Below are 23,967 nucleotides of genomic sequence, written 5' to 3'. Positions count from 1 at the left end.
CCTCCGCTTTACTTGGAGATGAGCTTCCTTCACCCAATTCAATCAGATCTAATTTTCTCAACCGGACTTTAACAGCCAACATACTTAGACGAGATTCTCAATTGAATGGTGAAGCTGCCCGTTTTATTTACGACATCATGTGTCCAAAAGACGCACGGCATTGGCTTCATCTCCACTTTATATAGTAAAAGAAAAAGTGTTGAACGACTACTCCGTCGAGTAATCATCCAACACCAGATTAGTATGTTTTGTTTGCTCTTGATGCCACATGCAGTGTCTGCACCGCCAAAATCAAAAAACGCCCCACGCAAGTGACGATTGCTGAAAACGAGTCTGATCTGCCGACAAACGATAATCTTTTCTGTTGCCTATTTTTCTTCCATGGCTTTTTTCAATGCCGCAGCCAATGCGCTTTCCTGCGGCTCGTCGTCTTGGTTGATTTTTTTCAGCAAGCGACGTTCTTCGTGCCTGCTCATCTTCTTTTTGCCTTTTTTGCCGCCTAGTTTTTCAGTCGTTCCGTCATACTTGCAGCGGAAATATTCGCCTTTTTCGCCGGAGACGATCAGCATCTTCTTGTGGCATTGCGGACAGCGGTGATTGGAAACTTTGGCTTCAGCACGGCGTTTGTAGTCGCACTCTGCATTTGAACAGACCAAAAGCTTGCCGTCCCTGACCTTCTTTTCCTTCAAGAAAGCTCCGCATTCAGGGCATTTCTTTTGCGTCATGGAGAAGTCCTGGTACTTTTTGGTCGAATTCTTGACTTCGCTGACGAGTTTTTTCGTATCGTTCTTGATTTCTGCGATGAACTTTTGGCTTGAAAACTTGCCCAAAGCAATGGCTTCAAGCTGCTTTTCCCATTTTTCGGTCAGTTCCGGCGTCACCAGGGACGGATTGACCAGTTCGAGCAGCTGGCGGCCTTTGCGTGTTACGCGCAAAAAGCTGCCGGCGCGTTCCATTAGTTCTGATGACACGAGTTTTTCGATGATTTCTGCACGCGTTGCCGGAGTCCCCAGACTGTATCTTTCCATCAAGGCAAGCAGACCGCCTTCGGTCAATGGATTCGGTGGCGTCGTCAGCTTTTCCTTGACTTCAAAAGTTCCCTTGATTTGTTGTCCTTCTTTAAAATGCAGTGCTTCGCCCGACGTCTGCGCATTTTCTTTCCATCCCTTTTGCAAAACGGTCGTCTTGGAAAAATTGAACCTGCGATTGGCAAAGGAAACGGTGATTTTTTCTTTTTTCTCGCGATACTCGGGCGCAAAAATCATTACGAACCGTTTGACGATCATCCCGTAAATTCGATGCTCATCGCTTGACAGCTTGGCATAGTCGGGACGCTGCTCAGTCGGAATGAGCGCGTGGTGATCGGTCACTTTTTCGTTGTTGAAGACCTTTTTTTGAACGACTTTTGCGCCCTTTCTGGCATATTCCAAAGCTTCCGGCACCATTGAGCCGACTGCCTGCAGGCGTTCTTTCATCGTCGAAATCATGTCGGTCGACAAATATTTGCTGTCCGTTCGCGGATAGGAGACGATTTTGTGAACTTCGTAGAGACTTTGCACGACGGACAAGGTCTTTTTGGCAGAATAGCCGTACTTTTCGTTCGCCGCACGTTGAAGCTCGGTCAGATCATAAGGCAAAGGTGCTTTTTCGGAGTGCTCCTTGACGGTGATTTTTTCGACCTTGCCGATTGTTCTTTCAAGTTCCGAAACGATTTTTTGCGCTGCTTCTCTGTTCTTGATGCCGTAAGGATTTTTTTGTTCCATCAGTGCCTTTTGATTCGATGCGTTCAACGCAATCTGATAGTATTTTTGCGGAATGAAGCTTGAAATTTTGTCTTCCTGCTTCAAAACCAAGGCCAAAGTCGGCGTCTGCACGCGCCCGGCCGACAAATTGTCCTGATATTTCACGGTCAAGGCACGCGTCACGTTGAGGCCGACAAGCCAGTCTGCAGTTGCGCGCGCCAATGCCGATTGATACAGATCATCATAATCAGAAGCAGGTTTCAGCCTGGCAAACCCTTCCTTGACGGCTTTTGTCGTCTGAGAAGAGATCCACAAACGCTTGACCGGCTTGTTGAACCTGACGTACTGCAGAATCCAGCGTGCCACAAGCTCGCCTTCTCTTCCCGCATCCGTTGCGATCACGGCTTCCTTGACGTCCGATCTCTTTGCCAGACGTTCGATTGCCTGCAGCTGATGCCTCGTTTTCGGCAAAGGCTTCGTTCCGATGAACTTCGGAAGCATCGGCAAAGTCTCAAGCTGCCATTTTTGCCAATCCTTGTTCAGATCTTCCGGCATTTTGAGCCCGAGCAGGTGCCCCAATGCCCAAGTGACGATCACGCCATCTCCTTCAAAATAATCCTTATGTTTTTCCGTTGCTCCGAGAATTTGGCTCAAATCTCTGGCAACGCTCGGCTTTTCAGCCAAAATCAGTTGTTTCATTTACTTTCCCTTCTTGCGGGATCGCCCGCACAAATACTGTCCGCTTCGATTCTGCCCAAAACGACGCTTCCGGGTCTGATCCATGCATCGTCTCCGATAATCGTCCCTGGCAAAACGACCGAGTTGCTTTCGATCACAACGTTGTTTCCGATTCTAATCGGAAGCTCGCTGCACCAGTGATCGCGACGCAGCTTGGGATCTTTTGCATGATTGCTCGTGTAGATTCCAACGTTTTCTCCGATGGTGACGTTGTTTCCGATCGAGACCTCGTTGCAATCGATGATTTTTAAGCCGCAGCCTGCGTCAAAGTCGTCGCCGATGCTAAGATTAAAGCCGAATTCGGTAATGAACCCGTCAGCGATACTTGGATTTTTGCCCAGTTTTTCAAACAAGGACCTTAATTCGTCAATGTCCGTTTCATTGCGGTTGTAGCGTCGACACGTCTCATAGGCAAAATTTCTTGCGCTTTCAATCAGCGGATCGTAATCATAATAGAGACGCCCGCTGTTCGTAATCTTTTTGACGTGTTCTGTTTCTTCTTTGGTTAATTTATGTCGTCTATTAAGATTCATTGCAAATTCCTCTTTTTTAATTATAACAGTTTTTTGATAAAATATAATTTGAGGTGATGACTATGGAAAATTACTACAGCCTTAAGGATGAAAAAATCATCCAGGCAAAGCAAAGAGCACAAAAATTGTGCGTTGAATACAACGAAAAAGTCAATCAAGAAAATTTTTATGATGAAGCATTGCTTAACGCGCTGCTCAAAAAAGTCGGCAGAGATCCCTACGTTGAACCGAATTTCCGCTGCTTTTTGGGTTCAAGGATTGAACTTGGCGATGAGGTATTTTTGAACCATGACGTTACGCTTCAGGACATGGCGGAAATCACAATCGGAAACAACGTCAACATTGCGCCGAGAACAGGCATCTTCACTGAATTCTGCCCGAAAGACAAAGAACTCAGAAGACAAAAAAAACGCTACGCCAAACCGGTCGTGATCGAAGACGGCGTCTGGCTCGGCGGAAACGTGACCATCTGGGGCGGAGTCACGATCGGCAAAAACAGCATCATCGGAGCAGGTTCGGTCGTCACGGCAAACATTCCGGAAAACGTGATCGCAGTCGGCAATCCTGCCAAAGTCATCAAAAAAATCGAAGCAGACTAAAAGCTCGCGACCTAGGGGTGTCGCGAGCTTTTTTCGGGTATTCAAAACTACTGTTTGTCGTTTAATTCAACCAGATGACCGTTTTTGCTGTAGACGATCCGAACACGCCTTTGTGGATCAAAACCAACCGCGGTTTCGGCTATTCGTTTGCAGGCAAGATAAAAATCAAGGCATAAAAAAAGCCGAACAGGGCGGTCCGGCATTTTTTGCCAAATTCAGTGCTGCGCATCCACTGCTCAAAAACCCAGATGATTTCCAGTAAATTGCAAATCATCCGGGTTTTTCGCTTTATTCGTAAAATTTCAGCAAAGTCGCATAGTATTCTTCCAGAATTTCAGCCGAACAGTTGAACAATTCGTGCTTTGCTTCAGGAAACTGCTTGAGTCTGACGAATTTGCTTTTCTCGGCAAATTCCGTTTGCCCCGAAACGTCAACCATCGCATCGTTCCCTGACGAACAAAGCAGCACGGGACATTTGATCCTGCCTGCATTTTGCATGAGCTGTTTTTCCGCGTTCAGCGCTGCCAAAACCCATGAATAGGTCGCGCCGTTCGTTTGATACTCTGCATTTTTCAGGCGCTGCTTGAACTGATACGAATAGCGCGCCTCGGACAACGCGCAGCTGTTCTTGAAATCAGGCCGTTCGTCGAATCTTTCCTGTCCGATTGCCAGTCGCTTGGCGCGATGAAGAGCTTTTTGCACCAGGCAGAGCGGCCTGGCGACCTTTTTTAACCGCGGATCAAGTGCCATCCTCATCATCGGCGAGCTCAGCACTGCTTTTTTGAACGTTTCCGGGTATTTTTCCAAATACAGCGCACCGACGCAGCCGCCCATCGAGTGCGCAAACAACATCAACTCAAGCTTTTTTCCCATCATTTTGGAAACCTCATCGGTAAACAATTTCAAGTCTTCGACATACTCGGCAAAATTTCCGACGTAAACCGCATCCTTGTCCGAAACTTCGCGCAAAGACTTCCCGAATCCCCGCTGCTCATAGAAGAACACGGCATATCCCGCATGATAAAAATCGTAAAACAGCTCGTGATACTTGCCAAAAAATTCGCAAAAACCATGCACGAAAACAAGCGCTTTTTTTGGTTTTTCCGGAATCGCACAGTATGCTTGAAGCTTTTTTCCGTCATAGCTGTCAAACGCAAAATCCGTGACGTTTTCTTCAATCCACGGCTTGACTTCCTGCTCCATAAAACGTTCACAGTCCTCGTCCTTGAACGGAACCATCCTTACTTCGTTCAAATCATGTACCCCTTCCAAAGCATCTTTTCGAAACTGAAATTAAAAAATAGTTTCCAAAGGAAATTATACTATGGAATTCGGCTCTTTTTATGTACAGAGTTGGTAAAATGTTGGTAAGGGAATATGCTTTTACGAAAAGTTGCCCACTCGTTGCCGAATCACCAGCGCATCCCCAAACACGCCAAAAAAGCACCCGCCCCCATAGAGCGAGTGCTTTTTCCTTGCGATAATCGAAAATTAACGCTTTGAGCAATAATTTTGAAATATTGGTGTGTTCGATATACTTGAATATCCACTTATATCAACGATTTTAGAATTATTAAGTGGATTGTATTTGATGAAAATGGAAGAATTTAGATGTGATTTGCTACAATAAATTAGACTTGATTTGACAAATACAAAAGATATTCATACAATTGGTGTAGCCTAAAAAAATACTAAAAAAAGCCAAACTAAAATTTGATTTTTATAAAATAATACGAGGAGTGATAAAATGAAAGTAAAACAATTTAGGACTGGATATGAAGCAAAATGCTATTTGCTTATTTTAAAAGATTATTATAGTAAAAAAATCGATAATCAATTTGAAAGCTTTGAAACTGGTGGTATTGAGTATGGTTACATCTTAGATGAAGCAGCAAAAGAAATAGGTAATGATATAGATAGCGTAAACTTCAAAGACGTTTTAGATCATAAAGTTGTTTATTCACAAGAGCAGGATATTTTTTTGAATAGTAATATTGACAAACTTAAAGGCGGAACGATAAAATTTAAGCTTACAGATGACACAAGCGAATTAATAGATAAAATTACAACAACCTTATCTGAGCAATGGAATATGCGTTTATATAGGGCTTTTTCTGTCAAGTTGATGTTGAAATACTTATATATTCAAAAAATAGAAAAAGATTTGCTTTAGGTCAGCTTAGTAGAATGCGAGTTAATACTTGCAAAGTATTCGAAAAAGATTTATACTATTATCGTAGGTTAGCCTAGTAGAATGCGCGACAATAATTAAGATAACTCTATTTAGCAGCTTAATAAGCTGTTAAAATTTTAATCATTAGGTTAGCCTAAGAAAATGCGTGTCAAAATACCGATTCGAAGGAGGTTGTTTATGAGTAGAGCTTCACCATTGTAATATTGTGACACACAAGAAAAAGCCAAAATATAGGAAGGAGAAAACTAAATGAACACAAAAATTTTTGTAACACCACCTCATGTTCAAACTGAGGTACAAAAAATGAATCGAATCTTTGATACACCTGCTAAACGTGCGTATGTAGCAGACAAAGTAAGACTAAATTTATCAGACAAAACAAAACGTGACTTTTACAGCGAATCTTTAGCTGAATCATTCAAGTTACAGGGGTTAAATAATACTAATCAAGACGAATATGCTCAAAAAATAGTAGCGTTTTATTTCTACGCTCAACAAGTTTACTACAACGGAAAATCAATGCTTGATGACTTCATCGTTAATAATGGCAAGCTAACGCATTATTTTTCAACTTACCGTTAATGTTGGAAAAGAATTTATATTCAAAATTATAGATAGATTGGAGGAATTTATCATGAAAAAAATGCTTACGGACAAATCAGCCAAAAATGGCACTTTGTCCGTAAATTTGAGTGAGATCTTGGCTAAGATTGATTGAGCAGTACTGATGCTTGAAAAAAGTAGTTTTTATTCATTGGAAATTAAAAAAAGCCGGACAAAGTCAGTCGCAAATCGACCGCCTTCGTTCGGCTTTTCGTTTAATTCAAGAGAGAAAAGAGGCTTTTTCCCCAGCATCATCCAAGTTTTTTAGTTTGAGGCATAGTCTTTCCCAGCCTCACTCAACTTTAGTCAATTTTTTATATACTTCCGTTATCCTGACAGGAACGTAGCTGATTTTTTTGTCTATTTCGTCCTCATCATCGGGAAATTTATTACCCTCATAGTCAAAATCAAACAGACTATATTCTTTGACTACGGTTGTCCCTTCATGATTGAGCTTTCCTGCCGATTCATCCGAACCATCGATAATTTCTTGGAAGGTATATTCCAAACGTTGAACCATCTGCCGTTTCCCCTTCTTTTTAGGAGGAAGCTTCCATTCGCTAAAAATCAAGGGATTTCCGTTTCCATCTAATTTTGTCAGGGTATTTCCCTGAACCATATTGGCTTGAATAATCACCATGGCGCTTCGAACAACATCCATGTTTTCCTTTCCGAAAAATTTGGACAATCCTTCACGGTAGCAACGTTGGAATACATCGTTCATCTTCATAACCAGCATTTCAACATTATCTTCCATCAACTCAATCCCATATAAAGTTGAAAGAGCAATCAAACAATTATCTTCATACTCTTCTAAAGTTGAACTATCTTCAAAAGCCACAATCATTTTCCGGTGCAAAAGTTCAGTCAAAAAGGCTCCCTCACCAGCAGAGGGTTCAAGGAAGGTGGACGTAAGCAATTCGGTATGTTCTTTTATCCCAGAAAGATTTAACATTTTATTGACTGTTTTTGGGGGAGTAAAAACTTCACCATAATTCTTAACTCTTTCATTACTTTTTATCTGTTCATATTCCATAATCACATCTCCTTAATTGATGTGTTGATGTGATTACATTCTTCCTCGTTTAAACCATACTTTCTAAACAACTGCCTGTTAATTTCATCTATTGAAAGATCCCATTTTATATCAGATTCACACGTAAAGTCTTGCATTGGAATAAGCTTAAAAGTTTTAAGAGATGCATCTTGTCCACCCTTCATTAGCCCGTGTAAAAATCTGAAAAATTTAGTTTTCATGTATTTACTTAAGTTTTTAGAACTCGCACTATCTAAATTTAAGTCTGCGCCAACTACTAAATATGTTTCTGTACATACTGTTCCTGGTGATGCAATAATCGTGTTAACGTTATCATCATTTAATTCTGTTCCGACATTGTTTGCACGAGTCGTCAAAACTTTCCATGCGTCAATAGAATCAAAACCTTGGCTTATTTTATCTCTTTCCAAAAATCCAACCTTGCCATTATTTGCATAGCACAACAAAGGATCATTCATTCCGATTTTGCTATCGGATAATTTTCCTTTTTTATTAAAAGATGTATCCAGTCCATATGGCTTACGTGACGACATGTGAAGAGAAAAATTATCTTCTTTCAACAACTTTACATTATTTGAAACGAAGTCATATCCAACTTTATCTCTGATAAATACATCGATATCGTCAATTTTCATATTTCTAAAACAATCAGACACAATTTTATTATCTTTGTAGGTTACAACTCTGACACCTTCATTAGAATTATCATATCCTTTTTCCCACAAAAAGAAAGAAACCCCTCCTCGAATGTTTGTTCTCGGAAATATATCTTGTGGTGTCAGCCAATCATGCAATTCTTTGATTTGATTGTCTTTTAACATACTATCTCTAAAATCATCCAGGCCTTTTCCTCCAACAAACCATCTACTTGGTGTGATTAAGCTAATATATTTTGGATCCAGCTTTTTAGATAACTCGACAAAGTTTTGATAAATTGGACTGCCACTTGATCCAGCTCCTCCGTCTTTTTCTGTATATGGCGGATTTCCGATTACTACATCAAATTTCATATTATTAAACCTACTTCTTACTAGTTTAGCTTCTTTTGACGAGTTTTCCTTAGAATCCTCCACAATATTTTCAATATACTCAACATTAGTATCCAAATGCTGGTACCCGGAAAGCGTGCGGTTCGTGATTGCCTTTGCCATCGGTGTTTTGGCAATGACAAAAATATTTTCTCGAAGAATTTTCTTCCACAAAAAGAACTCTTCTTCGGGAGTAAATTTGCCCGCTTTTTCCTCATTAAGTTTTTCGAATTCTTTAAAATACAGTGAAGTGGCCGCATAAAGCGGATACAAACCCGTTTTGGCGTTGATTTCCAGAATATGAGCATTAGAATTGAAAACGTTATCGGTGTAATTTGTTTGAATCCAGTGAGCAGCACTCTTTCCATCAACTGTTGTCTGCCTGTAATCTTCATCATAAAACGAGTATCCGCCGATGGTCTTACCAAGCTGCATGTTTACCACGCGCCATGGAGTAAGAACCGTTTCCTTGTCAGGGTTACGGAAGGAGCCAAATATTTCTGCCAGCTTCTCCGTTCGATCGATTGGATCCAAAGAATCGAGTTTTTTGACTTTCCGCCTGATAATTCTTCCGGCTTCAACGAATACCTCTTGATCATAATACTTGGAAAAAGCCAGGAATAATTCTTTGGTAACGCCTTTTGGCATGAATTCAGTCCAAGAAACATCATCAACGAGCTTGACAAACTTTTTCATATTGACGCCGTCTTGAATATCAATATCCATCCCATAAATCATCATCGGAATCCGGATAGAAACAGAACGCAAAATTGAAATCATTGCCTTACGCTGTTTCTTTAATTCCTTCATCTTTTCCATGGCGGCGATTTCTTCTGGTGTCCGCTCCCTCGGTTTCTTCTTTTTGCCTCGTTCAGCCTGGTCGTATTCCTCGTCAGAAAGTCCCTGCTTGTTAACGTCAATTTTGATTGGGCTCTTTTCCTTATTAGTCGTCCCTACGATGGCTTTCAATTTATTAAACTCTTTCAAATCGGCATCGTTCAAAGTCAGAAGATTGTCTGAATACAAAGAGTCATCATCAAAACCGGTTTTAACTGCTTTTTCGGCATAGACTCGCTTGATTTTGGTCAACAGACTGTCAACTTCGTATCGTTTCATTCCGTTGCCTGATTCGCCGATGATCGGCAAAAAGTTCAAAAGCTTGGCCATCTGTTCTTTTTGAACGGCAGATGTTTTCTTGCCGACCCCTGTATTTAACCGAGAGGATTCTGCCATAACCGTCAATGCTCGATCAGGAGCAAAATCAAAGATGAAACATTCAGCCTTTCTCCCCATCTTCTCATCAAAAAATGGCGTCTGAGCACGAAATGCCGCCTGTAGATATTGCATTGCGCTAGTCGTATTGGACAGAAAAACAACCCCTGTCCATTCCGGAACGTTAACGCCCGTAGTTAATTTTCTAACGGTCAAAGTTATGGTCCGAGTTGCTGAAGGATCGTTCCCGATTGCATCGCGAACTTTTTTCAGATCGTTGGCATTTGATGTTTCAACGTTGTCTGACTTGTCATCTTTGACGACATTAACGATATTATAGCCGAATCCAAAAACCTGGTGTTTTTTCATCAGCTTTTCCAAAGCATTGGCTTCTTTGACTCCTGGCAGGATCCAAAGCGTGTGCCGCAAATTTTCTCTGAATTTTTGAGTAGAGAATGGGTAATTGGTCTTTTCGTCAGGCGAAGTAATGTTATCCAAGAATTTAATGACATCTTGTTTATGAACAAATTCTCCTTCATCATCCGTCCTGAAAAACTCTTTGAAGTTAAAAGATTTGTCCAAAAGGTCGGTGTAATTTTTGTCGCGAAACTGCTCGGCAATGTCAAAAGTATACATTAAAACCTTTGGAAGGTTCTCATAAGGATTTTTTTCGTCAGGGTGTTCTTTTTCCCAACCACATTTAGCTTCTTGTTCCATCACGTAATCCCAAGTATAAATATGGTCTTCATCGTAATTGCCCATAATGTTGAACGGTGTCCCGGAAAGTTCCAAAATCTTGGTGTTTTCATTTTTCACTCCGTTGATCACATTTTTGGCCAGATCCGTTTGTGCTCCTTCGTGAGCTTCATCAACAATTATTAAATTCCAGTCAATTTCAGCAAATTCACGATTTTTATCACCGGTTTTTCCGCCAAAAATCTCTGACCCCCTCAAATCTTGGATACTTGCAAAATAAATAAACGGCTTATTGCTTTTTTGAAGACAGCTGATTGGCTCACCATTATTTTTTGAACCATAGGCATATCCTTCTTCATTCATATTCATCTTGCGAAAATCTTCAAACCAGCTATCATCAACTGCCGGACGATCAGTCATGATCAAAACATGTTGATATTTTTCTTTTTTAATAAGATATAAGGCCGACAACGTCTTACCAAACCTCATCTTGGCATTCCATAACATTTTGTTATCTTTTTTGAAAACTTTCACTGTTTTATTGACTGCGTCCTTTTGTTCCGGACGAAGCTTGATAGCAAACTTTTTTCCGTCTTGAACTTTTGACAAATCCTCCAAAGATTTTCGACCTTCTTTAACAGCCTTGATAGCTGCTTTAGCCGTTTCTAAATCTGTCAAGAACCATTCTCTGCCAAGTTTGGGATTTCTTTTTACGCCTGATCGCTCTAAAACATCATGAACGTCATAATCCCTGAACCATGTTTTGTTAACCTTGCAGCAAGCCAATTCTGCCCATTCAATATTGTAGGGAACACCGGCCGTTCCCATGTAATCCGCAACTCGCTTTTTAGCTGCGTTCCTCAGATCTTGACTATTAGGGGTATTATCGGTTTCAGGATCTTTAATTGTGGCATCTCCGATTTTTTCCGCCCCTTTATAAGCGGGCCATTCATCAGAATTTCCGTTCGCCGTTTGAACGTAGATGACTTTTCTTTCAAAGGGATTATAGTCAGCTTTTAGTTTAGGCTCTTTAAAATCTTCAACCCTCGGTCTTTGTTCGGTATATTCAGTGGCAAACCATACCATAATTTCATGAAATTTTTTAATGTTTTCTAAAGCTTCGCTATGAGAATATTCCACGATATTGTGAACAGAATCATTCCCGATATTCTTTAACTCATAGAATTGTTTCAATATTTTTGATGGTATAAAAGAATGATTTTTTGAGGTGCGCAGACAGTCATTGAACGTTGAACTTTCGTGAACATTAATATAATTGAAGTCCAACACCATTTTGACGACCTGCTCAAGCACTTTGCGAATCAAAATATTTTCCACGTCATATCTTTCTTTGCAATAATTTTCTTCAATCTCTCTTGCAGTTTTATATAAGTCAATCGTATCAGTATCGCCCTTTAAAAACTCAAAATTACTTTCCATATGACAACACCCCGCCATCACTATTGATTTTTCCATTCATATTCCAGTAAACAAATTATAGCACTTTTCATCGTCAAAAAAAATCTGATCACGAAGCTCTTATTGAGGCAAAATCAGACCTACACCACGCAAAAAAGCACCCGCCCCCATAGAGCGAGTGCTTTTTTCCTTGCGATAATCGAAAATTAACGCTTGGAGAATTGTGAAGCCTTACGAGCTTTCTTAAGACCTGGCTTCTTACGTTCTTTCATACGTGCATCACGTGTCAAAAGACCTGCACGCTTGAGAACGCCACGGAAATCTGGGTCAACTTCGAGCAATGCACGAGCGATACCATGACGTGTAGCGCCTGCTTGGCCGGAGAAACCACCGCCGTTTACGTTTACCAAAACGTCATATTGACCTTTTGTTTCCGTAACAGCAAATGGTTGTACCATAACTTCGCGTAAGTTTGCAAATGGAACATATTCTTCTGCAGGTTTGCCGTTCATCGTGATCTTGCCTGTACCAGGAACTAAGATTACACGAGCGACAGAGTTTTTACGACGGCCTGTGCCGCGATATTGTACTTGTGCCAAAATCGTTTTCCTCCTAGGTTAGATTAAGTTAGTGATATCCAAAACTTCTGGGTTTTGTGCTGCATGCTTGTGATCTGTGCCACGGTATACATGAAGCTTCTTAGCTTGTTGACGGCCAAGGGAACCCTTTGGAAGCATGCCCTTAACGGACAATGCGATAAGCTTTTCCGGATCCTTTTCACGGTAATCACCAGCTGTACGAGCCTTCAAGCCACCTGGATGGTTTGAGTGATGGTAATAAATCTTGTTCTTGTCTTTACGACCTGTCAAAGCAACCTTTTCAGCATTGACAACGACTACGTAATCGCCTGTATCAACATTTGGTGTAAATGTTGGTTTGTTCTTACCGCGTAATACGGAAGCCACAACAGCTGACAAACGGCCCAAAGGCACGTCTGTTGCGTCTACGACATACCACTTACGTTCTACTTCGCCTGGTTTTGCAATATATGTTGTACGCACGTTAATTTCCTCCATTTGATGTATACATGTTTGACATACAATAAGATTAACGGGGCTTACTGTGGGGCAAACAATACCAAATACTATATTACGATTTTTCTTCGATATAGTCAATTGGATTTCTCTTAAAAATTTAAAGAATCTGCAATTTTTCCTTAGTCATAATAGACTTCTTTTAAATACAGTCCGCTGGCAGGCGCCGTTTCGCGACATTCATTTCGATCCTTGACTTCGTACAATCTCAAAAAATCATGCACGGGACGTTTGCCGTTGCCGATTTCAAGCAGCGTTGCCACCATGATTCTGACCTGGTTGTACAAAAAGCCGTTGCCACAAAATTCAAAGATGATTTCGTCGTTTTCCTTGTCTTCTCTGACGGTTGCCTCATAAATCGTGCGAACGTGATTTTTCGTTTGGCTGCCGGAAGCAACAAAACTTGAAAAATCATGCGTTCCCACCAGATCGGGCATGGCTTCCTTGATTTTTTCAATGTCCAACGGATATTTGTAGTGACCCGTGTAAAAACGCTTGAACGGGTTCGTAAAACGCCCGCGACTGACACGGTACATGTAGCGCTTGCCATGCGTCGTAAAACGAGCATGGAAGTCGTTTGGAACGATTTCGCATCCGACAACCTCGCAGTCGAGCGGAAGCATTGAATTCAGCCCCTTGAGCATTCCTTCTGCCGGAATGTCATGCGGAAAGTCAAAATGCACGACCTGTCCCAAAGCGTGCACGCCGGCATCCGTTCTGCCGGAGCCGTAAATCGTGATGTAATCAGAATTTTTGCTCATCTTGTTGACGGCATCCTCAAGTACCGATTGCACGGTTCTTTGATTCGGCTGTACCTGAAAACCGGCAAAATTGGTGCCGTCATAAGCAAGCGTAATCTTGTATCTTCTAGTCATTAAAATTTCCTCAAAATAAATAGCAGAATCGTCACAATCGCAAATAAAATCACCGCAATCGTGTCGATTTTGGTCCAAACCTGCACTCTGTATTTCGTCCGGCCTTCACCTCCGCGATAACCGCGTGCTTCCATTGCCGTCGCAAGTTCTTCCGCACGGTTGAACGAACTGACGAACAGCGGAATCAACAGCGGAATCACGGCCTTGATCCGTTGCATCAGAGTCCCTTCCGAAAAATTGACGCCGCGCGATCTTTGCGCATTCATGATCTTTTCCGTTTCGTCCATCAGAGTCGGCACAAAGCGCAATGCGATCGAAAGCATCAAGGAAATTTCGTATACCGGAACCTTGATGGCCTTGAGCGGCTTCAAAAGCGACTCGATCGCATCGGAAATTTCAAGCGGCGCAGTCGTCAGCGTCAAAAGCGTCGACATGAAAATGATCAAAACGAAGCGACAAAAGACGTAAAAGCCGTTGACAATCCCAAAATGCGTCAGGGACAGCGGACCGAAAGACCAATAGACATGGCCGCCTCTTGTGAAAAACACCTGCAAAAGCACGGTAAAAACGATCAAACCAAGCAAGGGCTTGACGCCTTTGATGAAAAATCCGATGCCAAGGTCGGAAAACTTGACGCACATCAAGACAAATGCCGTAAGCAACAGATACGTCTGCCAGTTGTTGCACAAAAAGATGATTGCCACAAAATAGAAACTGAGCACCAGCTTGCTTCTGGCATCCATTCGGTGAACCAAAGAATCACCGTTGACGTAGCGCCCAAGCAAAAGCTTATTCATCTGCAGAACCCCCTTTTATCCTGTCCGCCAGGATCTGCGCCAATTCTTTTTTCGTCAGCGGAAGAGAATCAAATTTCATCCCGCTTGCCATCAGTTTTTCGGCAAACTTGGTCGTCTGAGGCAGATCGAGATGATGTTCTCTGAGCCATTCAGGTTTTGAAAATAAAGCTTTTGGCGTCGTATCGGCAATCAGTCTGCCATGTTCCAAAACCAGCGCATGGTCGGCATAATCAGCGACATCATTCATCTGGTGCGTTACCAAAATGATCGTCATCCCGTTTTTGTGAAGTCTTGAAAAAAGCCGCATCATTTCCAGACGACCCATGGGATCAAGTCCTGCCGTCGGTTCGTCCAGAACCAAAATTTTCGGCTCCATTGCCAAAATGCCGGCAATCGCCACGCGCCGCATCTGCCCTCCGGAAAGCTCAAACGGAGACTTGTCCAAAACCTCATCGGGAAGATCGACCATTTTGGCCATCCTGACTGCGATTGCTTCTGCCTCCTCGTCTGACTTGCCGAAATTTTTCGGAGCAAACGCAATATCTTTTTTGACCGTTTCTTCAAACAGCTGCGCTTCAGGAAACTGAAAAACGAACCCGACTTCTTTTCTCAAATCGCCGAGCTCCTTGTTTTGCGTTTCCGGCGTAATCTGACGTCCATTGATTTCCAGGAATCCTTCAGTCGGCTTCAGCAAGCCGTTCAAATGCTGCATCAGAGTCGACTTGCCGCTTCCGGTGTGGCCGATGACGGCGGTATAGCTTCCGTCTGTTATCTCAAGCGAAACATCTTCCAGCGCCTTATGTTCCATCGGCGTGCCCGCCTGATAGCTGTAGCTTAATTTTTCAACGCGGATCGGCATAACCAGTCAACCATCCCTTCTTCATCCAAATATTCATTTGGAACATCGATTCCTTTTTCTTTCAGCTCTTCTTTCAACGCTTCGGGGTACGGCAGATCAAGTCCGATTTTCGTCAGCAGATCACCGCTCGCAAAAATTTTTTCCGGAACGTCATCATCAATGACCCTGCCGTCGTTCAAGACAATGACGCGATCGGCCAGGCTGGCTTCATCGATGTCGTGCGTGATCGAAATAATGGTAAAGTTTTCCTCATCGTTCAGCCGACGCATCAGTCCGACGATGTCTCTTTTTCCTTCCGGATCCAGCATGCTTGTCGATTCGTCAAAAATAATGATCTTCGGTCTGACGGCCAGAACGCCGGCAATCGCCACGCGCTGCTTTTGCCCTCCTGAAAGACGCACGGGCTCGTGTTTTGCAAATGCGGTCATATCGACTGCTTCCAAAACTTCTTTGACGCGCTTTTGCATTTCTGAGCGCGGAATCCCCCTGTTCTCCATGCCAAATGCCACGTCTCCTTCAACGTCCGCGCCAACGAACTGGTTGTCGGGATTTTGGAAAACCATGCCGATGCGTTCTCTGACGTCCCAGACGGTTTCTTCCGTCAAATGCAGTCCGTCGACTTCAATCGACCCGGATTCAGGCATGAGCAGGCCGTCAATGCACCGTGCCAAGGTCGACTTGCCGCTTCCGTTGTGGCCGATCAGTGCGACCCATTGGCCTGCTTCAATTTCTAAATTAACGTTATCCAGTGTTTTTCTTTCCTCTTCAGCTGAATATGAAAATGTCAGATTTTTAATTTTAATTATTGAGCTCAATCTGTTTCCCCGCTCTCATCATGTTAAAAATATCATACCACATTTTACAAAAAAAAAAGCCGTGTCGCAAATTGTCAACTTGCGGACACGACGATTTCTAGATTGCCTGTTCATCGATCCAGGCCTGATAAAAAGTTTCTTCTTCTTCGGTAATGCATGGCTTGTAGGCATTCAATTCAAACTGCGCCTGATCATATCTTCGCCAAAGAATCGTGCTCAAAAAAGTCAGTCCCAGTCTGTAATCGTGAGCTTTCTTTTGATTCATCCGTGCGATTTTTTCCTGCAGATCAGCAAAGAGCGCAAGCGCACGGTCGCGCCGATGCAGGCCGACATTGCATGACAGCCGCAAATATTCGAGTTCGGTACTGTATTTTTCAGAAGAGATCGTATCCATGTAGGCCATGCACTCATCAAAAGTTTCGACCCTGAAAAGGCAATACGCGATCTGAAGCTCGTCAATCGGCCTGAAATCCAAGATTCTGGTATCAGCCAGCGAGATGATCGTCTTGTAAATACCGAGCAATTGTGCTGCCGACAAAAGGTATACCGCCTGTTTGCGCCGTTTGGCAACCTTTGATCGGTAAGAAATCTTTCCTGTCACAAGATACAGTGCAAAAAAAACGCAGGCGCCGGCAAAAACCAAGCTGTTCCAATCAAAATCGCAAACGCTGACGATCAAAACAATGCTTGTCAGCACCAGTGCCAAAATGCTTCGACGTAAGCAGGCATTAAAATGAACGATGATTTCATTTTCGACAAATTTCTCAACAGTCGAATCAACAACGTAATGAACGTTTTTCTCCAGACGCGAAGAAACGGCTTCAAATGAGCGTTCTTTTTGTTCATGGCCGGAATCTTTCTTTAAAAGAAGCCATGTCAGACAAGCCCCGCATCCCCAGACCAAAACGAGACACAAAAGTAGCAGCGCACCGCTTAAAAAATTTTCTTCAGTCATGAAATAGAGCAGCGAACTTATCGAAAGCATCAGCCACGACGCGGTTTCAAATAAATTTCTCAAAAGCAGACTATGTATCCACTCGTTCCAGCTGTCGAAGCTTTTTTCAGGCATCACCAAGACGGTAATCTGCCATAGATAAAAAAGCATCGCAAAAATCCCGGCAATTGCATAAATCATGGAAAATTTCGATTCATAGAGTTTGGTCTTGTATATATATGCATTAAAGAACAGGAAAACGCTCCAAAAACTTGCCAATATGATCGTCATCCCGCGCCAAATTTTGATTTTCATTTAAACATTTTCAAGAATAACAAAATTATTCGTTCCTTTCGTACAAAACAATAGAGAATTGGCAATATTATGTTTCATTGTACAAAAATTATTTGAAGTTTACTAGAAAAACTCACGATAAAAAACCAACTTTCCTACATGAACCAAACACAACTAAAAAAGGCTTGGACGTCATCTTCAAGCCAAAAAAAAATCACTTTTTACAATGAAGGTTTCACAGGTTCCGCAACCTGCTACTTAGGACTAGACTCGGATTTTAACCCAACATCGTAACGCCCAGTTATCATTGTAAAAGTGACAATTTTTTTATTCGATTGCTATTGAATTAGTCAACTAATTCAAGCACAGCCATCTTTGCAGCATCGCCGCGGCGAGCATCCATCTTGATGATGCGTGTGTAACCACCGTTACGGTTTTCGAAACGAGGTGCAACATCGTCAAAAAGTTTTTGCAAAGCAGTTTGAGCAACGACCTTGTCTTCTTCTTCCTTAACGTCTGCAATAACATCCATCATGAATGCAGCTGCACGACGACGTGAAGCGAGATCGCCCTTCTTGCCTAATGTGATCATCTTGTCAGCAAACTTGCGTACTTCTTTAGCACGAGTTTCTGTTGTGACAATACGACCATTAACGATCAAATCAGTTGTCAAGTTGCGTAACATTGATTTGCGGTGTGCGCTTGTGCGTCCTAATTTGCGGTAAGCCATGAACAGATTCCCTCCCTTAATTAAAAAATATTAGTCATCATGACGTAATGATAAACCAAGATCTGCCAACTTAGCCTTGACTTCTTCCAATGACTTGCGGCCCAAATTACGAACCTTCATCATGTCAGATTCAGACTTGTTTGTCAAAGCCTGCACGGTATTGATGCTTGCACGCTTCAAACAGTTGTATGAACGAACGGACAAATCGAGTTCCTCAATTGTCATTTCGAGCATTTTTTCTTTGTGCGTTTCTTCTTTTTCGACCATGATTTCAGCATTCTTAGCTTCATCTGTCAAATTAACGAATAACGCCAAATGCTCCGTTAAGATCTTAGCGGACAGACTAATTGCTTCGCTAGGCGTGATTGAGCCGTTAGTCCATACGTCTAATGTTAATTTGTCATAATCATTTTTTTGACCAACACGTGTTTTTTCTACTTGGTAGTTGACACGTTCGATCGGGGTATAAATCGAGTCGATTGCTAATACGCCGATTGGCATATCATCTGCCTTAGCCTTGTTTTCGTTTGCGGAAACGTAGCCACGACCTTTGTTTGCAGTCATCCGTGCATGGAATGAAGCACCATCAGCAACCGTGCAGATGTAAAGATCCGGATTGAGGATTTCAACATCGCTGTTCGTGCTGATATCGCCGGCAGTAACTTCCTTAGGTCCAACAATATCGAATTCCAATGATTGTGGTTCTTCGGAGTTGAGTTTCAATGCAACTTTCTTGAGATTCAAAATGATTTCAGTCACGTCTTCAAGCACACCTTTTACAGTGGAGAATTCGTGCAAAACGCCATCAATTTGAACGTCTGTGATAGCAGCACCTGGTAATGAAGAAAGCAGAATACGACGAAGCGAATTGCCTAATGTCGTACCATAGCCACGTTCAAGCGGTTCAATGACAAACTTGCCATGGTTATTGCTTTCTTCAATTTTGTGAATTTTTGGTTTTTCAAATTCGATCATTCTTATCTTTACCCCTTTCAAAACGTAACGTGTAATCTGGCGAAAACATTATGAAGTGTACCCTCAAAATGAATACTGATCCACATTAAACACGACGGCGTTTTGGAGGACGGCATCCGTTATGAGGCACTGGTGTAACATCCTTGATAGATGTAACTTCAAGACCTGTTGCTTGAAGCGCACGAATTGCTGCTTCACGACCGGAACCAGGACCTTTGACTGCGACTTCAACGTTCTTCATACCATGATCCATTGCGCCCTTAGCAGCTGCTTCAGCTGCCATTTGTGCGGCAAACGGCGTGGACTTACGTGAACCCTTGAAGCCTAATGCACCTGCAGATGACCATGCAACAGCGTTACCATGAACGTCTGTGATCATAACAAGTGTGTTATTGAATGTGGAATGAATATGTGCAACACCGCTTTCGATATTCTTCTTGACACGGCGCTTGCGAGCTTTCTTTACTGCCATGAAATAGCTAACCTCCTTACTCTAGATTATTTCTTCTTACCGGCAATAGTTACCTTAGGACCTTTGCATGTACGTGCATTGTTCTTCGTGTTTTGTCCACGAGATGGCAAATGACGACGATGGCGAAGGCCGCGGTATGAGCCGATTTCAGAAAGACGCTTGATGTTGAGGGATACTTCACGACGAAGGTCACCTTCTACCTTGTAGTTGTCAACAACTGCACGGATCTTGTCTTCTTGATCAGAAGTCAAATCACGAACACGAACATCTTCTGAAACACCTGCTTCTGCCAGGATATTCTTAGCAGTAGTATCACCGATACCGTAGATGTATGTTAAGCCGATTACGATACGCTTGTCACGTGGTAAATCGACACCTGCAATACGAGCCATTTATTTTCACCTCCTTAAATTATTAGCCTTGACGTTGTTTGTGCTTAGGATTGTCACAAATAACCATAACGCGACCCTTGCGCTTGATTACTTTGCAATGTTCGCACATCGGTTTAACTGATGGTCTTACTTTCATTAATCATACCTCCTGAATAGTTTCGAAGTACAATCTATTTAAAGCGATAGGTAATGCGACCCTTAGTCAAATCGTAAGGGGACATTTCAACCGTAACCCTGTCACCTGGTAAAATACGAATGTAGTGCATGCGAATCTTGCCAGAAACGTGAGCAAGAATCTCGTGTCCGTTTTCGAGTTCAACTTTAAACATCGCATTGGGCAACGTTTCTTTAATCGTACCCTCAATTTCAATCACATCATCTTTCGCCACGCAAAAGTACCTCCTTAAATTTTGGTTTTAAAACTTTACACGTCAAAATGTGAGAAGCTTTTTTGGAGTCCCACCTTTTTCCGCAGGGCAATTTCCAAATTTGGGCAAACTGCACCTATTGAAAAGATAAACCTGAATTATCATATCACAATAGACTTGTGGTTGCAAGCACTACTGCAAAAAAATAACAATTCAGGTTCTTTTGAAAAATTTATTTGATTTGGTCCAAAATTTCCTTGATGTCAGCGAAGACCTTGTCGATATCCTGGTTGCCGTTTACTTCATGAAGCAGGCCTTGTTTCTTGTAAAAATCAAGCAATGGCGTGTTCATCTTGATGTTAACGTCAAGACGATTCTTGACCGTTTCAGGTTTGTCGTCTTCTCTTTGGAAGAATTCGTGACCGCCGCAACGATCGCAAGTACCTTCAACTTTTGTCGGGTTGAAAACCTTGTGATAAGTTGCACCGCAATCGCGACAGATGTAGCGACCTGTCAAACGTTCCATCAATGATTCAGGATCAACGTGAATGTTGATGACGCAACTGAGCGACTTGCCAAGTTCCTTGCCGAATTCATCCAAAGCTTCTGCTTGAGCCATGTTGCGCGGAAAGCCGTCCAACATATAGCCGTCATTCACGTCATCTTTTGCCAAACGTTCCTTAACGATACCATTCGTAACTTCATCAGGAACAAGTTCGCCCTTATCAATAAACTTCTTAGCCTCAAGGCCCATCGGCGTACCGTTCTTCATTGCGGCGCGGAAAATATCACCTGTTGAAATGTGTGGAATCTTGTATTCATCCACGATTTTTTCAGCTTGAGTTCCCTTGCCGGCGCCAGGAAGACCCATCAACATAAGATTTAATGCCATGACAATTTCTCCTTTATTATTCAATGTCCTACTCGTTCATTATACCTTAAATATCCGTTCAATAGTAGGAAAAATAATGCTGCCGCTTAAAAATGCAGTGCATTGAAAGCTCTGCATTTCATAAAAAAAGAAGCCGGGAAAACCCGACTTCTCATCTAGCAGCGTTAGGCTTCGTCACGAATGAAACCAACATATTCACGCTTCATCATCATACCTTGTAATTGACGCATTGTTTCGAGGGTAACCCCGACAACAATCAGCAGACTCGTACCACCTAATCCGATCGACTCATCCAAGCCCCAAACGGAGGATGCAATCAATGGGATCAAGGAAACAAGCCCCAAGAATAATGAACCAACGGAACTCAAACGCATTAAGAGACCTGATACATACTTCTCCGTTTCCTTGCCCGGCCAGACAGAAGGAATATAACTGCCTTGCTTTTGCAAGTTTTCAGCCAATTTTTCAGGGTTGACCTGAACAAAGGCATAGAAGAATGTAAACACAATGATCAAAACAGTATACAGAATCATACCTGAAGTCGTCTGCATGTTGAAAAGATTGCTCATCACCTGATACCAAGTATCTTCTGAGTGATTTTGAGTAAAGAGCATCAAAATCGTCTGCGGCGTAGCAATAAATGAACTTGCAAAGATAACCGGAATAACACCGGCAATGTTGATCTTCAGCGGAAGATACGAACTCTCTGAAGCTCCTGCAAGACGTCTCGTATATTGAATCGGAATCTTGTAATTAGCCTGTTGGACGTAAGTTACAAACGTTACGATAACCAAGATGACCAATGCAAGAACGACAACATACAAAATTGGCTGCCAGATACTGGAAGCACTCTTGAATTGTTCAACGTAAATCTGATGAACGCCAACGGGAACGCGAGCCAAAATACCCGCCATGATAATCATGGAAATTCCGTTGCCAAGACCGCGTTCCGTAATCATGTCACCTAACCAGGTCGTGAACATGGTACCACCAGTCAAAATGATACCGATACTGATATACGTTTTAACACCTGGATGTTGGACCAGATTCAAGCTACTCATGTAGTTGAAACCGGCCGTAATACCGATTGATTGTATAAACGCAAGCACGATCGTTAAATATCTCGTATATTGGTTGAGCTTACGACGACCAACTTCCCCTTGTTTACCCAATTCAACAAATCGCGGAACAATGTCCATTTGCAACAATTGAATAACGATTTGAGCAGTAATATATGGAGAAACTCCCATTGCGAGAATGGAGTAGTTTGTCAAACCGCCACCGCTAAAAGTATTCAAGATACTAATTAACCCTGAAGACGCAACGCTTTGCAAAGCTTTAGCGTTGATCCCAGGGACAGTGATGTAAGTGCCTAAACGAAATACAATCAAGACACCTAAGGTAAATAAGATTTTTTGACGAATCTCTTTTACAGCAAAGGCGTTCTTCATTGTTTTAAGCATTTATTACATCACCTCAGCTGTACCGCCTGCTGCTTCGATGGCTGCTTTGGCAGATGCAGAGAACTTGCTTGCCTTGACAGTAAGCTTCTTTGTCAATTCACCATTGCCCAAAACCTTGATACCATCTTTTTCATCTTTAACAACACGTGTTTCAACCAACAATGCTGGCGTAACTTCCGTGCCGTCTTCAAATTTGTTTAATGTTTCCAAGTTAACAATTGCGTAATCCTTGCGATTTACGTTCTTGAAACCGCGCTTAGGCATACGACGGAACAATGGCATTTGTCCACCTTCAAAACCTACACGCACCTTGCTACGAGCCTTTTGACCTTTTTGGCCACGGCCTGCAGTCTTACCATTGCCGGATGAAGTACCACGACCTACGCGGTTGCGCAATTGACGTGAGCCTTCTGCTGGCTTTAATTCATGTAATTTCATTAGGGTTGGCACCTCCATTCTTCTAAATAATAATTATTTAGCCAATTCAACGTCCACTAAATGATTGATCTTGCGGATCACACCACGCATAGCAGCATTGTCAGGAACAACGACAGAGCTATTGACACGTCCAAGGCCAAGGCCCTTAACGATATCGCGTTGGTTTTGAGGACGTCCGATGACAGAACGAACTAATGTAACTTTCAAGTTAGCCATGAATTTGTCCTCCTTAATTATTCTGCTAAATGCTGTACGGAAACGCCGCGCATTGCAGCAACTTCTTCAGCATCCTTCATTCTTGACAAACCATCCATTGTTGCGCGAACAACGTTGATTGGTGTGTTGGAGCCCAATGATTTACTTGTAACATCAGCAACTCCGGCAAGTTCCATAACGGCACGAACTGCACCGCCGGCTGCAACCCCAGAACCTGCTTCAGCTGGCTTAAGCAAGATGCGGCTACCGCTGTATTGACCGACAACTTCGTGAGGAAGTGTTGTTCCGACCATTGGAACTTTGATCAAGTTCTTACGAGCAGCATCAACAGCCTTGCGAATAGCTTCTGGAACTTCTTGAGCTTTACCTGTACCGAAGCCCACGTGACCGTTGTGGTCGCCAACGATAACCAAAGCTGCAAAACGGAGGCGACGGCCACCTTTAACAACTTTAGTGATACGGTTGATTGCAACGACGCGGTCTTCTAAATCTAATTGAGCTGGATCAATAAAAGTCATAAACGTTATTTCCT

Annotated in this window: 26 protein-coding genes; 3 read left to right on the top strand and 23 right to left on the bottom strand. The window is 42.5% G+C overall.

Annotated features, from left to right (window positions below; genetic code table 11):
* Positions 1-368 precede the first annotated feature (368 nt).
* Both BMZ95_RS02130 and BMZ95_RS02125 read right to left on the bottom strand, forming a co-directional pair.
* A complete protein-coding gene (locus tag BMZ95_RS02130) occupies positions 369-2,441 on the bottom strand; it encodes a DNA topoisomerase 3 (RefSeq protein ID WP_046922005.1) in 2,073 nt (690 codons plus the stop codon).
* Positions 2,438-3,013 carry a DapH/DapD/GlmU-related protein gene (locus BMZ95_RS02125; protein WP_046922004.1) on the bottom strand — a complete coding sequence of 192 codons (576 nt, stop codon included), beginning with the start codon at positions 3,011-3,013 and terminating at the stop codon, positions 2,438-2,440. The genes BMZ95_RS02130 and BMZ95_RS02125 overlap by 4 nt, the downstream gene beginning before the upstream one ends.
* 62 nt (positions 3,014-3,075) lie before the next feature.
* Between BMZ95_RS02125 and BMZ95_RS02120 the strand changes: the two genes are divergently transcribed.
* Positions 3,076-3,612 carry a sugar O-acetyltransferase gene (locus BMZ95_RS02120; protein ID WP_046922003.1) on the top strand — a complete coding sequence of 179 codons (537 nt, stop codon included), beginning with the start codon at positions 3,076-3,078 and terminating at the stop codon, positions 3,610-3,612.
* Positions 3,613-3,900: 288 nt separating this feature from the next.
* On the opposite strand, the gene BMZ95_RS02115 is transcribed toward BMZ95_RS02120, so the two are convergent.
* A complete protein-coding gene (locus tag BMZ95_RS02115; RefSeq protein WP_225354878.1) occupies positions 3,901-4,866 on the bottom strand; it encodes an alpha/beta fold hydrolase in 966 nt (321 codons plus the stop codon).
* 493 nt (positions 4,867-5,359) lie between these two features.
* Between BMZ95_RS02115 and BMZ95_RS02110 the strand changes: the two genes are divergently transcribed.
* Complete coding sequence (locus tag BMZ95_RS02110; RefSeq protein ID WP_046922002.1) at positions 5,360-5,785, top strand: hypothetical protein; 426 nt, start codon at positions 5,360-5,362, stop codon at positions 5,783-5,785.
* 270 nt (positions 5,786-6,055) lie between these two features.
* Positions 6,056-6,388, top strand: coding sequence for a hypothetical protein (locus tag BMZ95_RS02105; protein ID WP_046922001.1), 333 nt, complete (start codon positions 6,056-6,058; stop codon positions 6,386-6,388).
* A gap of 313 nt (positions 6,389-6,701) precedes the next feature.
* Here BMZ95_RS02105 and BMZ95_RS02100 read toward each other — a convergent pair whose 3' ends face one another.
* From BMZ95_RS02100 to rpsE, 20 genes are all read right to left on the bottom strand, one after another.
* On the bottom strand, positions 6,702-7,445 hold the full coding sequence (locus tag BMZ95_RS02100) for a DNA methyltransferase family protein (protein ID WP_046922000.1): 744 nt from the start codon (positions 7,443-7,445) through the stop codon (positions 6,702-6,704).
* Between the two features lie 2 nt (positions 7,446-7,447).
* Positions 7,448-11,842: an Eco57I restriction-modification methylase domain-containing protein gene (locus BMZ95_RS02095; protein ID WP_046921999.1), complete on the bottom strand. Its 4,395-nt coding sequence runs from the start codon at positions 11,840-11,842 to the stop codon at positions 7,448-7,450.
* Positions 11,843-12,027: 185 nt separating this feature from the next.
* Positions 12,028-12,420 (bottom strand): 30S ribosomal protein S9, encoded by a 393-nt coding sequence (rpsI, locus tag BMZ95_RS02090; protein WP_003698908.1) that lies wholly within the window; start codon positions 12,418-12,420, stop codon positions 12,028-12,030.
* Positions 12,421-12,438: 18 nt separating this feature from the next.
* Complete coding sequence (gene rplM, locus BMZ95_RS02085) at positions 12,439-12,882, bottom strand: 50S ribosomal protein L13 (protein WP_046921998.1); 444 nt, start codon at positions 12,880-12,882, stop codon at positions 12,439-12,441.
* A 155-nt stretch (positions 12,883-13,037) separates the two neighbouring features.
* Positions 13,038-13,790, bottom strand: a complete 753-nt coding sequence (truA, locus tag BMZ95_RS02080) for a tRNA pseudouridine(38-40) synthase TruA (protein WP_046921997.1) — start codon at positions 13,788-13,790, stop codon at positions 13,038-13,040.
* Positions 13,790-14,587 carry an energy-coupling factor transporter transmembrane component T family protein gene (locus tag BMZ95_RS02075; RefSeq protein WP_046921996.1) on the bottom strand — a complete coding sequence of 266 codons (798 nt, stop codon included), beginning with the start codon at positions 14,585-14,587 and terminating at the stop codon, positions 13,790-13,792. The genes truA and BMZ95_RS02075 overlap by 1 nt, the downstream gene beginning before the upstream one ends.
* Positions 14,580-15,446, bottom strand: a complete 867-nt coding sequence (locus BMZ95_RS02070; protein ID WP_014072875.1) for an energy-coupling factor ABC transporter ATP-binding protein — start codon at positions 15,444-15,446, stop codon at positions 14,580-14,582. The genes BMZ95_RS02075 and BMZ95_RS02070 overlap by 8 nt, the downstream gene beginning before the upstream one ends.
* The gene (locus BMZ95_RS02065; RefSeq protein ID WP_014072874.1) at positions 15,422-16,261 is read right to left on the bottom strand and encodes an energy-coupling factor ABC transporter ATP-binding protein; all 840 of its coding nucleotides are present in this window, start codon (positions 16,259-16,261) and stop codon (positions 15,422-15,424) included. The genes BMZ95_RS02070 and BMZ95_RS02065 overlap by 25 nt, the downstream gene beginning before the upstream one ends.
* Positions 16,262-16,358: 97 nt before the next feature.
* A complete protein-coding gene (locus BMZ95_RS02060) occupies positions 16,359-17,510 on the bottom strand; it encodes a hypothetical protein (protein WP_046921995.1) in 1,152 nt (383 codons plus the stop codon).
* 325 nt (positions 17,511-17,835) lie between these two features.
* Entirely contained in the window at positions 17,836-18,219 is a 384-nt protein-coding gene (rplQ, locus tag BMZ95_RS02055) for a 50S ribosomal protein L17 (protein ID WP_046921994.1), read from the bottom strand.
* A gap of 30 nt (positions 18,220-18,249) precedes the next feature.
* On the bottom strand, positions 18,250-19,194 hold the full coding sequence (locus BMZ95_RS02050) for a DNA-directed RNA polymerase subunit alpha (RefSeq protein WP_003692979.1): 945 nt from the start codon (positions 19,192-19,194) through the stop codon (positions 18,250-18,252).
* Between the two features lie 85 nt (positions 19,195-19,279).
* Complete coding sequence (rpsK, locus tag BMZ95_RS02045; protein WP_014072871.1) at positions 19,280-19,666, bottom strand: 30S ribosomal protein S11; 387 nt, start codon at positions 19,664-19,666, stop codon at positions 19,280-19,282.
* A 26-nt stretch (positions 19,667-19,692) separates the two neighbouring features.
* Complete coding sequence (gene rpsM / locus BMZ95_RS02040; protein ID WP_014072870.1) at positions 19,693-20,058, bottom strand: 30S ribosomal protein S13; 366 nt, start codon at positions 20,056-20,058, stop codon at positions 19,693-19,695.
* A 22-nt stretch (positions 20,059-20,080) separates the two neighbouring features.
* Positions 20,081-20,194 (bottom strand): 50S ribosomal protein L36, encoded by a 114-nt coding sequence (rpmJ, locus tag BMZ95_RS02035; RefSeq protein WP_003696792.1) that lies wholly within the window; start codon positions 20,192-20,194, stop codon positions 20,081-20,083.
* A 34-nt stretch (positions 20,195-20,228) separates the two neighbouring features.
* Complete coding sequence (infA, locus tag BMZ95_RS02030; RefSeq protein ID WP_003692975.1) at positions 20,229-20,447, bottom strand: translation initiation factor IF-1; 219 nt, start codon at positions 20,445-20,447, stop codon at positions 20,229-20,231.
* Between the two features lie 211 nt (positions 20,448-20,658).
* Entirely contained in the window at positions 20,659-21,318 is a 660-nt protein-coding gene (locus BMZ95_RS02025) for an adenylate kinase (protein WP_014072869.1), read from the bottom strand.
* A gap of 164 nt (positions 21,319-21,482) precedes the next feature.
* A complete protein-coding gene (gene secY / locus BMZ95_RS02020) occupies positions 21,483-22,781 on the bottom strand; it encodes a preprotein translocase subunit SecY (RefSeq protein ID WP_003692973.1) in 1,299 nt (432 codons plus the stop codon).
* 3 nt (positions 22,782-22,784) lie between these two features.
* The gene (gene rplO, locus BMZ95_RS02015) at positions 22,785-23,219 is read right to left on the bottom strand and encodes a 50S ribosomal protein L15 (protein WP_003698906.1); all 435 of its coding nucleotides are present in this window, start codon (positions 23,217-23,219) and stop codon (positions 22,785-22,787) included.
* A 33-nt stretch (positions 23,220-23,252) separates the two neighbouring features.
* Complete coding sequence (gene rpmD, locus BMZ95_RS02010; protein WP_003696799.1) at positions 23,253-23,435, bottom strand: 50S ribosomal protein L30; 183 nt, start codon at positions 23,433-23,435, stop codon at positions 23,253-23,255.
* Between the two features lie 17 nt (positions 23,436-23,452).
* Positions 23,453-23,953: a 30S ribosomal protein S5 gene (rpsE, locus tag BMZ95_RS02005; RefSeq protein ID WP_003692966.1), complete on the bottom strand. Its 501-nt coding sequence runs from the start codon at positions 23,951-23,953 to the stop codon at positions 23,453-23,455.
* Between the last annotated feature and the right edge of the window lie 14 nt (positions 23,954-23,967).

The sequence above is a fragment of the Ligilactobacillus ruminis DSM 20403 = NBRC 102161 genome, from assembly GCF_900113455.1.
Classification (GTDB): Bacteria; Bacillota; Bacilli; order Lactobacillales; family Lactobacillaceae; genus Ligilactobacillus; species Ligilactobacillus ruminis.
The sequence above is the reverse complement of the archived record's forward strand: the minus strand, read 5'-3'. Positions and strand labels throughout refer to the sequence as shown.

Bases quoted from the DNA above. Each gene is read 5' to 3' on its own strand.
- BMZ95_RS02130 (WP_046922005.1), bottom strand. From the start codon at position 2,441: ATGAAACAACTGATTTTGGCTGAAAAGCCGAGCGTTGCCAGAGATTTG.
- BMZ95_RS02125 (WP_046922004.1), bottom strand. From the start codon at position 3,013: ATGAATCTTAATAGACGACATAAATTAACCAAAGAAGAAACAGAACAC.
- BMZ95_RS02120 (WP_046922003.1), top strand. From the start codon at position 3,076: ATGGAAAATTACTACAGCCTTAAGGATGAAAAAATCATCCAGGCAAAG.
- BMZ95_RS02110 (WP_046922002.1), top strand. From the start codon at position 5,360: ATGAAAGTAAAACAATTTAGGACTGGATATGAAGCAAAATGCTATTTG.
- BMZ95_RS02105 (WP_046922001.1), top strand. From the start codon at position 6,056: ATGAACACAAAAATTTTTGTAACACCACCTCATGTTCAAACTGAGGTA.
- BMZ95_RS02100 (WP_046922000.1), bottom strand. From the start codon at position 7,445: ATGGAATATGAACAGATAAAAAGTAATGAAAGAGTTAAGAATTATGGT.
- BMZ95_RS02095 (WP_046921999.1), bottom strand. From the start codon at position 11,842: ATGGAAAGTAATTTTGAGTTTTTAAAGGGCGATACTGATACGATTGAC.
- truA (WP_046921997.1), bottom strand. From the start codon at position 13,790: ATGACTAGAAGATACAAGATTACGCTTGCTTATGACGGCACCAATTTT.
- BMZ95_RS02075 (WP_046921996.1), bottom strand. From the start codon at position 14,587: ATGAATAAGCTTTTGCTTGGGCGCTACGTCAACGGTGATTCTTTGGTT.
- BMZ95_RS02070 (WP_014072875.1), bottom strand. From the start codon at position 15,446: ATGCCGATCCGCGTTGAAAAATTAAGCTACAGCTATCAGGCGGGCACG.
- BMZ95_RS02060 (WP_046921995.1), bottom strand. From the start codon at position 17,510: ATGAAAATCAAAATTTGGCGCGGGATGACGATCATATTGGCAAGTTTT.
- rplQ (WP_046921994.1), bottom strand. From the start codon at position 18,219: ATGGCTTACCGCAAATTAGGACGCACAAGCGCACACCGCAAATCAATG.
- BMZ95_RS02050 (WP_003692979.1), bottom strand. From the start codon at position 19,194: ATGATCGAATTTGAAAAACCAAAAATTCACAAAATTGAAGAAAGCAAT.
- rpsK (WP_014072871.1), bottom strand. From the start codon at position 19,666: ATGGCAGTAAAGAAAGCTCGCAAGCGCCGTGTCAAGAAGAATATCGAA.
- rpsM (WP_014072870.1), bottom strand. From the start codon at position 20,058: ATGGCTCGTATTGCAGGTGTCGATTTACCACGTGACAAGCGTATCGTA.
- rpmJ (WP_003696792.1), bottom strand. From the start codon at position 20,194: ATGAAAGTAAGACCATCAGTTAAACCGATGTGCGAACATTGCAAAGTA.
- BMZ95_RS02025 (WP_014072869.1), bottom strand. From the start codon at position 21,318: ATGGCATTAAATCTTATGTTGATGGGTCTTCCTGGCGCCGGCAAGGGA.
- secY (WP_003692973.1), bottom strand. From the start codon at position 22,781: ATGCTTAAAACAATGAAGAACGCCTTTGCTGTAAAAGAGATTCGTCAA.
- rplO (WP_003698906.1), bottom strand. From the start codon at position 23,219: ATGAAATTACATGAATTAAAGCCAGCAGAAGGCTCACGTCAATTGCGC.
- rpmD (WP_003696799.1), bottom strand. From the start codon at position 23,435: ATGGCTAACTTGAAAGTTACATTAGTTCGTTCTGTCATCGGACGTCCT.
- rpsE (WP_003692966.1), bottom strand. From the start codon at position 23,953: ATGACTTTTATTGATCCAGCTCAATTAGATTTAGAAGACCGCGTCGTT.